Source organism: Ancylomarina sp. (genome assembly GCF_041555295.1).
GTDB lineage: Bacteria > Bacteroidota > Bacteroidia > Bacteroidales > Marinifilaceae > Ancylomarina.
Genome location: NZ_JBFFKR010000125.1, coordinates 1 through 9,671, shown reverse-complemented (window position 1 = coordinate 9,671; position 9,671 = coordinate 1). Strand labels below are relative to the sequence as shown.

Genomic DNA, 9,671 nt, shown 5'->3' with positions numbered 1-9,671 from the left:
TGATAAATAATACTCCCTGTAAATAATTCAGGAGAGGAGGGTAATCCAGCTCAGAAAATAAATGTGTAGAAGCTTTCTATTCTACTTCTGTACATATATTTACACACGAGTTTATTTTGTTTATGGATTTTGTTTTGATAGTTTTAACGGTTCGACATTATGATTCGAGGGGGGGGACTCGTTCAATTCTACAAAGTGCTCAGAATTGAAACGAATTCATGTATAAAAGAATAAATCCGCCAGATAAGATGTCTACTTGAATAAAGCTGTAGAGTAATCAACAATCAAAACGACCTGAAAAGTGATATAACAAAACATGTTATCCACTTGGCAGCGCCATTTTATGAAGGATTAAATTGCAATTTGAATGAAAGAGAAAGATAAAACTGCCATCCATAAGAATCAAACTTCTGATTTCATAGAAACCTACTCTCGTAGTATTGTGAGCCGCACACTTATAGTCTTTCTTCCCATTTTTTTAGTCATACTCATTATAAGTCTGGTTATTTTGATGACAAAGGAGAAGTTGGAAAAGGAAGTTTATATGAGAACCGAGGAAAGTCTTGTCGATACCAAGTTGGAAAATATTGAGACTGAAATCCACCATGTTATAAACGATTTGTTAATTCTTAGTTTAGATAGTCGTTTGGAAACATTGTGGGAGGATACTGATCATACTGATGTTCTTGAAGCCTTGAACAGGGACTTTCTGAATTTAGCTGTACATCATAAAATATACGACCAAGTGCGTTTGATTGATGAAAACGGAGACGAAATCATACGAGTCAATTTTAATAATGGTCATCCCAGACTTGTTCCACAGGAACAACTGCAAAATAAAAAGAATCGTTATTACTTTTCTGATGCTTTTAAGCTAAACAGAAATGAAGTTTTTGTTTCGCCCATTGATTTGAATATAGAGGAGGGAAAGATAGAACAACCTCTCAAGCCAATGATTCGATTTGCAACACCTGTTTTTGATAAGCGGGGTATAAAACGCGGAATTGTACTGTTTAATTATTTTGGAAAAACTATTCTAAGTAAGCTTAATAATCATGTGCACTCGACGGTTGAAAGTCAGGTGATGTTATTAAATTCCGAAGGATATTGGCTAAAAGGGCCAATTCCCGAAAATGAATGGGGTTTTATGTATGAAGATAAAAAACACTTGACTTTTTCGAATCTGTATGCTGATATCTGGAACAGAATTAAAGATGAAAACTCTTCACAATTTGAAACGCCACAGGGGCTGTTTACCTTTAAAACCATCTACCCATTACTTGAAGGTCAAAAATCTGCTATGGGTGTAGAAATAGCATCTTTACCAAGTGAAACTCAATTGATGTTAAGGAACTATTATTGGAAAATAGTGTCTTATATACCTTCAGATGCCCTCTACTCTAAGAGCAACGAATTTCGTAGATATGTTGCTTTATTCTTGGTCTTTTTATTGATGGGTTTGTTATTCCTTTCGTGGAAGCTAGCAAAAGCTCAATATTATCAAAATAGAGCCTTACAATCATTAAAAACCAGCAATGAAACTAAAGATAAGTTTTTTTCAATTATTGCACACGATCTAAAAAGCCCTTTCAATTCATTGTTGGGTTATACTGATATCCTGTTAAAAAATTACAATAGTTTCGATGATGAAGAACGTAAAGATATTATCGAATCGTTAAATACCAGTTCAAAAAACACCTATTTGTTGTTGGATAATTTATTAACATGGTCTTGTTCACAAACTGGTCGAATTACATTTTCGCCGAAAGAGATAAAAATCAAAACATTAATTCATGAAATCGTTTTGTTATCTCGACCCGCCGCAGAAAATAAGAATATTGGGTTGTCTGAAAAGACTAAAGCAGACCTATCTGTTTATGCAGATAAAAATATGCTGCAAACCGTATTGAGAAATTTAATAACGAACGCTATAAAATTTACAGAGAAAAATGGAACCGTTAGCGTTTCAGCTAAACAATCAAAAAAGCAGGGATTTATTGAGATCAGTGTAAGTGATACGGGTATTGGTATATCAGCTAATAAAATTGATGAGCTGTTTCTTATAGATAAAAACGTTTCAACACATGGAACAGAGAAAGAAGAAGGAACTGGCTTAGGCTTGATTCTTTGTAAAGAGTTTGTGGAAAAGCAAGGTGGTGAAATATGGATAGAAAGTGAAGTCGGTAAGGGGAGTCAGTTTATTTTCACTTTACCTCAGGTTTTGTCGGAAACCAACAGTTGATATTCTAACATTTGAAAATCTCACCCCAATTAGTTATTAAATAGGACTTATTTTTTTTAGAGTAATAATAAATAAGTGGAAAGCAAGTGACTTTCTCCATATACTTGTAATTTTGGCATTAGCTAAAGCTATATGATTTAAATTTTTTTACTGTGAAAGACATCTTCCTTTTAACACCTCCCTTTACGCAACTCAATACACCTTATCCAGCTACTGCTTATCTGAAAGGCTTTTTTAATACCAAGGGGATTTCATCATATCAGATGGACTTGGGGATAGAAGTTATTCTAGCTCTTTTCACACGAGAGAGTTTGCAGGAGATGTTTGATTTTGCTTTTGAAAACGACACAATTGTTTCGGAGAATGCGCAACGTATTTATGCTTTGAAGCTTGATTATCTGAAAACCATAGAGCCGATTATTGCCTTTGTACAAGGGCAGAATCAAAGTTTAGCTCGTCAGATTTGCACCTCGGATTTTCTGCCACAAGCCTCACGTTTCGATCAGGCAGATGATATGGAAACGGCTTTTGGTCTGATGGGCTTTCAGGATAAGGCTAAGCATATTGCGACACTTTATCTGGAAGATATTTCTGATTTTATTATCGAATGTATCGACGAAAATTTTGGGTTCAGTCGTTATGCTGAACGCTTGGGACGATCTGCTTCAAGCTTTGACGAATTGCATGCTAAACTTCAAGAGGAGTTAACTTATATCGATGAGATTACTTTGTGTATTCTCGACGAGAAATTGAAAGACATTCAGCCTAAGTTATTTTGTATATCAGTTCCCTTCCCTGGGAACTTGTATTGTGCTTTCCGCTGTGCACAATTTGTAAAAGTGAACTACCCTGATATTAAAATCGTAATGGGAGGCGGATTTCCTAACACAGAATTGAGAAGTTTGACCGATGCTCGTGTTTTCGATTTTGTTGATTATATAACACTTGATGATGGAGAATTGCCTTTGGATTTGCTTTGGCAACAACTATCGAATCCATCAGACGTGGTTGAATTGAAACGCACTTTTATATGTGAAAATGGTAATGTGCTTTATAAGAACAATTCTGCATTAAAAGATTACAAGCAAGAAGATCTAGGGACGCCAGATTATTCCGACTTATTGCTGGATAAATATATTTCTGTTATCGAGATCACAAACCCCATGCATAGTCTTTGGAGCGATGGGCGTTGGAATAAGCTTACCATGGCTCATGGCTGCTATTGGGGCAAGTGTACTTTCTGTGACGGTTCATTGGACTATATCAAAACGTTCGATCCGTTAACAGCTGTTACTTTAGTCGATAGAATGGAAGAGCTGATTGTTCAAACGGGTGAAACAGGTTTTCACTTTGTGGATGAGGCTGCACCACCAGCTTTGATGAAGTCAGTGGCTATCGAGATTATTAAGAGAAAGCTTAGTCTAACTTGGTGGACCAATATTCGTTTCGAGAAAAGTTTTACTAAGGATATGTGTGCCCTATTAAAGGCGTCGGGTTGTATTGCAGTTTCTGGCGGACTGGAGGTGGCTTCGGATCGGATGTTAGCTTTGATTAATAAGGGAACAACCGTTGAGCAAGTGGCTCGTGTTACCAATAACCTGACAGAGGCAGGCATTATGGTGCATGCTTATTTAATGTATGGTTTTCCCACTGAAACGGTTCAGGAAACGGTTGATAGTCTCGAGATGGTCAGACAGTTGTTTGAAGCCGGAATTGTTCAGTCGGGTTTTTGGCATCAGTTTGGCCTTACAGCTCACAGCCCCATTGGTCTTGCTCCCGAAACTTATGGTTTGAAACCTATATACGATGAAATTAGCTTTGCCGATAACGATATTCAGTTTAAGGATAAAACAGGAATCAAACATGATAAATTTAGCTTCGGACTTAAGAAATCCCTCTATAATTACATGCACGATATTGGTTTTGATCTGCCTTTGCAGGATTGGTTTGATTTCAAAATACCACGGACGACAATCAAGCGTGGCTTTATTCAAAATTGCTTGCAGGCTGAAGAACCTTTTATAAGTAAATCCTCTGCAAAAATTATATGGTTGGGAGGTTTACCGTTGGTTTCTTCGTATAGCAAAAAGAAAAAGGGCATTAGCCGAGAAATCTTTGAAATGAGTTTTCACACTAAAACTGGAACTGTTGATGTGAGTATGGATAAGGAGCATGGTGAGTGGTTCCTCGACATCCTTGGTCGCCTCTCCATAAATGAGGATGAAGTCTTCACTTTTGCAACACTTAAAGAAAGTTTCGAAGAGGAGTTTGAAAGTTTCGAACTATTTTGGTATTCGAAACCGATCAATATTTTGCGTGAGAATGGTTTACTTGTTGTGTAAATCTATTTTAGACCCAATTCTGTCTAACTAATACCATAAGTACGAATTGATATTGAGAATTCGTCCTCCTTATTTACTATGTTCCGTGCACTTATTTTTATTCTTAAAAATAGATAAAATCCTATTTCTGCGTAGCAGAGCAAGCTTGCTGTGTTCCAGGTGGGACTCCCTCTGTTCCTCAGCAAGACAATTTTGTTTCAGAGCAAGCTTGCTCTGAAACAAAAACAGCTTCCTCTGTATTGTAGCAAGCTTGCTACGATACAGAGGAAGCTCAATTTGGTATAAGAAAGCCTTGCTCCAGAGCGCAGCAAGCTTGCTCTGCTCCACAGCGAGCCCGAACTATAGCACAGCAAGCTTGCTGTGGATTAGAGTGAGGGGGATTTGTTTTGGAGGAAGGAGGTAATTGTTCATTTTGATTAGAATTATACTTTAGTATTAAGCTATATTTTTACTTATATGAGATCTACTTCTAAAAGATAAAAATCATAGAAATCAGCCTGATGGTTCAGTACTGTATTTTACCGACTTGGTTTAATTTTAAAATGGCATATCGTGGTTATTTAAGAAAGCTGTCTTTGCGTCATTCTACATATTGTGTTACTTATATTTGGTTTAGAAACCAGTCAACTTTAAAATACTTAATACAGCTACAATAATCAGTTCGATACCAATCGCAATAACGATGAATCCAATAATTCTCGAAAGAGCATTAATACCAGAAGCACCCAGCATCTTTACAATATAGTGCGACGATTTAAGGATGAGGTATATGCTTAAACTACTGCCTACAATAGATCCTAAAATGCTTATGCAATCAATCATGCTGGAGTATTCTTGATTGTAGGCAATGAGTAAGGATATCGTTCCAGGTCCTGCTAACATGGGAATTGCCAGGGGTGTTAATGAAATTTCCGAACGGGTATGAATGTCGTCCTTAACTCGTGATTTTTTCATACCCTTGTGTTCCGAAAACTTACCAGTTAGTAAAGCAAAACCTGATGAGGTAATAATTAAACCGCCTGCAATTTTTAGTGAATTCAAACTTATCCCGAAAAAACTGAGTAGATATTTCCCAACAAAGAATGAGAATACAAGGATGATGAGGACATTAAATGATGTCCAGAAAGCTATGCCCGCTCTTTCCTTTTTACTGTTGTTTTGTGTGAGTCCTACAAAAATAGGAACAGTGCCCAATGGGTTCATAATTGAGAACAAAGCCCCGAATGTTAAAAGAAATAGTTCCATTTGTTTTTTATTCAAATCTAGATATCCTCACAAAGACTGCTGTTAAGTTCATATTATGTTCCTGTTAAATTTTAGCAATCATAACCTTTGTTTTAAGTTTCATCGTCTTGTTATATCATCGAAAGGATATACTCATTATTGGTAAAAAGGTCTGATGATATTAGTTAGATCTAGCCCAACTAGCTTTTTCTTAATTATTTTAAATGCCTTGTATTACGAATTGAGCTATATTGCAGGACTTAAAAAATTCTGCACTATGATTTGGAAGAAGCCTTGGTTTCAGTTTACTATTTTGTTAATTCTCGCCTTTGTTTGGGGCTCTTCTTTTATTTTGATGAAAATAGGCTTGAAGAGTTTTACCAATGATCAGGCAGCAGGAATTAGAATGTTGTTAGCATCTCTGGTTCTATTACCTTATTCAATAAAAAATCTGAAGTATCTAAAGAAGAAGGATGTAAAGAGTTTACTGGTTGCAGGTTTTATAGGAAGTTTTATCCCAGCCTTTTTATTCACTAAAGCACAAACTCAAATTGATAGTGCACTGGCTGGTATGTTGAACTCCATGACTCCGGTGTTCACAATGCTTGTAGGTATGTTTTTCCACCGAACAAAATTCCAATTATTTCAAGTTTTGGGTTTGGGGATGGGTTTGTTGGGAGCCATAGGTTTGATTGCTTCAGGTAATGGAATGGAGTTTGGTCATATTAACTCATATGCTTTGTTTATCGTTCTAGCAACCTGTTTTTATGCCATTAACATCAACGAAGTAAAGGCGAGACTATCTCATCTTTCGGGTATGCAAATTACTTCTCTTGCTTTTTTCTTTACCGGGCCAGCAGCTCTAATTTATTTATTGACGACTGATTTTGCTCCAGTTCTTGAGAACCCTTCTTGGCCAATTCACTTACTTGCTTTGGCAGGTTTAGGTATTGTGGGAACAGCTATTGCCATGTTATTGATGAATAGTTTGATTCGTTATTCGTCAGCAGTTTATTCTTCTTCAGTAACCTATATCATTCCGATATTTGCGATTATGTGGGGTATCCTCGATAATGAGAAAATTACGTTTATTCATCTGGCTTGCATGCTCTTTATTCTTCTAGGTGTGTATCTTATTAGTAAGAAAAAAAGGTCTTTCACTTTCAATTTTCTTTTAAGATTCAATTTGGATAAGAATAAATCATAAGAAATTCTTTTTAAGTTGATTGATCTCTTCTCTTTTCTTGTTAAATTTATTCTGCGAGTTTATCATTTCTCGTAGCCTAAATTTATGTCGTATTCTTTATAAAAGAGACTGCTATGGAAAAAGAAAAGAAGAACTCATATCCTCAAATTAACCTGTTCGAAAATATAGCACTTACTTTTAGTGGTGGAGGTTATCGAGCTTCAGCTTTTGGCTTGGGTGTTTTATCTTATCTAAAGCAAGTTCCGTTTAAGGATAAGACATTATTGGAGCACGTGAAAGGATTAAGTACGGTTAGTGGTGGAACACTAATGGGAGGTACTTATGCTTATTATATGGCAAAGGGGAGTAGATTCGAGACTTTTTATAGTGATTTTTACAAGATTCTTGATGAAGATAAGCTTTTAGGACTTGCACTTGAAAAGCTTGATTCTGATGAGTTGTGGAAGGCCTCACACAAAAGACGTTCACTAATAAACGCTTTTGCTCTCGCCTATAGTGATTTGCTTACTGATGAAAGTTTTAAGTTTTTAAAGCAAAATAAATCACATCTGGAAGATATCTGTTTTAATGCAACTGATTTTTCTTTTGGCTTAGCTTTTCGATTTCAAACCACAGGTCGTTTTGGGAATTACCGCCTTTATAATCGCCATTTAAATGAAATTAGCGATGATATAAAAATTGCAGATGCCATTGCTTCTTCTTCATGTTTCCCTATAGGTTTTGAACCCTTGCTTATGCCTGATGATTATGTGAGTGATCACAACTCAAAAGTTTATAAGGCTCTTAAGGCACAGCCTGAATTTAAAAATGGTGTTGGTATTATGGATGGTGGTATCGTTGATAATCAAGGGATAGGTAGTATTATAAATGCTGATGCTAGACGAGTGAATGAGGGGGAATCTTATGATTTGATCATGGTTTGCGACGTGGGTAGTTATTTCATGGAAGCCTGGGAGCCTTCTGAAATTGAAATGGTAAGAATGGGTTGGTCTAAGAGTCCTAAGCAGTTATTTAATCTTTTGGTGGAAAAATTGAAGCTTAGTTGGTGGTTGTGGTTACCACTTATTATCAGTTTTGTTTTGTTACTATCTGGATTTATGAATAGGCCATCGGTTGGGCTGTTTATAGGTGGAGGCGCAATGGCTATGTTTGCTCTTTTTGCAGTTGCTCTTAAGTATTTTATCGGTAAAATGGAGGAGAAATCGATGCGATTGTGGACTTGGATGATGGGGATCGTTCCCAAATTCATGAAAGGAAAGTTAATCCGATTTCAGAATCTCAAACTTCGCTTGATACAAAGAATGTTTGAAGAACGTGGGACCTCATCATTACTCATGATTAGTGATATCTTCTTGAAACAAATCAGGCGATTGAATTATGACTTACTCTATAAAGATGAGTGCTTGAAAAATAGAAGAATTACGACTTTGATTTATGAATTGACCAAGGATCAGTACCAAAGGGGTGATTCTGATGAAAAGGAAATGGATGTAAAAGAAGAGCTAATAAATGAGCCAAGCGAATTGATTTATAATTCGGCTAAGATTGCCTGTGAAATGGACACCACTCTTTGGTTCGCAGAAGAGGATAGAGACGTTGAGAGGCTTAAGAATTTGGTTTCATGTGGACAGTTTACGGCTTGTTACAATCTTCTGAAATATTGCATGGACTTAAAGAAAAATGAGGCAAATGTCGATCCTCAATTGCTTGATCAGATGATAAGTGTTTTTTATGCAGATTGGAATAAATTTATAAAAAATCCTTACTACTTGCATGATTATCTTAAAATAGAAGATGATATGCTCAAAAATGTTGGCTAAATAATGAAATTGAAGCCATTAAACTTAACTTTAAGAGACGGTCGCGTGTGAAGTGTTAATTAGCAGAGCGATATAACTCCTTTATTATAGATTATATGAAAACAAAAGATGATTTAAAACTTGCTGTTGTAATTGATGCTGATAATGTGCCTTCACGGAATGTTAAAAGTATGATGGAAGAAATTGCCAAATATGGCGTTCCAACCTTTAAACGAATTTATGGCGATTGGACAAAGCCTAATTTAGCTGGATGGAAGTCGGTTCTTCTTGAGAATGCCATTACACCCATTCAGCAATACGGTTATACTACTGGTAAAAATGCGACAGACTCAGCCATGATTATTGATGCCATGGATATTTTATACACCGAAAGAGTTGATGGATTTTGTATTGTATCTAGCGACAGTGATTTCACTAGATTAGCAATCAGATTAAGAGAATCAGGTATGAAGGTATTTGGCTTTGGAGAACAAAAAACACCCATGCCGTTTATTGTAGCTTGTGATAAGTTCATTTACCTTGAAATTCTTAAAAGTTCGAGCTCTGCAGAGCCTTCAGTTGTTGATGAAGCGCCTAGGAAGGAAGTGGTGAAAAAGACCTCGATTTACAAACTAGATAAAAAGATTATTAGCCTGGTCGCTTCCAGTGGTGATGATATAGCTGATGAGGATGGTTGGGCATTCCTAGGTGATGTTGGAAATCTTTTGATTAAGAAAAGACCAGATTTTGATCCACGAAATTATGGTTTTGAGAAACTAACCCCCTTAATCAAATCTCTTAAAAAGCATTTTGATATCGACGAGCGTGAGACGGATCGAGCAACAATAAAACATGTG

General features: G+C 36.3%; 6 protein-coding genes. 5 read left to right on the top strand and 1 reads right to left on the bottom strand.

All coding sequences use genetic code 11. The features are described from left to right. Positions 1–367: 367 nt before the first annotated feature. The gene (locus ABY905_RS10085; protein ID WP_372643212.1) at positions 368–2,242 is read left to right on the top strand and encodes an ATP-binding protein; all 1,875 of its coding nucleotides are present in this window, start codon (positions 368–370) and stop codon (positions 2,240–2,242) included. 152 nt (positions 2,243–2,394) lie between these two features. Then, on the top strand, positions 2,395–4,584 hold the full coding sequence (locus ABY905_RS10080) for a radical SAM protein (protein ID WP_372643210.1): 2,190 nt from the start codon (positions 2,395–2,397) through the stop codon (positions 4,582–4,584). Positions 4,585–5,196: 612 nt separating this feature from the next. Here the strand turns inward: ABY905_RS10080 and ABY905_RS10075 are convergent. Further along, a complete protein-coding gene (locus ABY905_RS10075) occupies positions 5,197–5,829 on the bottom strand; it encodes a MarC family protein (RefSeq protein WP_372643208.1) in 633 nt (210 codons plus the stop codon). 256 nt (positions 5,830–6,085) lie between these two features. Between ABY905_RS10075 and ABY905_RS10070 the strand changes: the two genes are divergently transcribed. The 3 genes from ABY905_RS10070 to ABY905_RS10060 form a co-directional block, all read left to right on the top strand. Continuing rightward, positions 6,086–7,015, top strand: a complete 930-nt coding sequence (locus ABY905_RS10070; RefSeq protein WP_372643206.1) for a DMT family transporter — start codon at positions 6,086–6,088, stop codon at positions 7,013–7,015. Between the two features lie 113 nt (positions 7,016–7,128). Beyond that, positions 7,129–8,835 (top strand): patatin-like phospholipase family protein, encoded by a 1,707-nt coding sequence (locus tag ABY905_RS10065; protein WP_372643203.1) that lies wholly within the window; start codon positions 7,129–7,131, stop codon positions 8,833–8,835. A 95-nt stretch (positions 8,836–8,930) separates the two neighbouring features. Continuing rightward, positions 8,931–9,671 (top strand): NYN domain-containing protein (locus ABY905_RS10060; protein WP_372643200.1); only part of this gene is annotated, 741 nt, incomplete at its 3' end.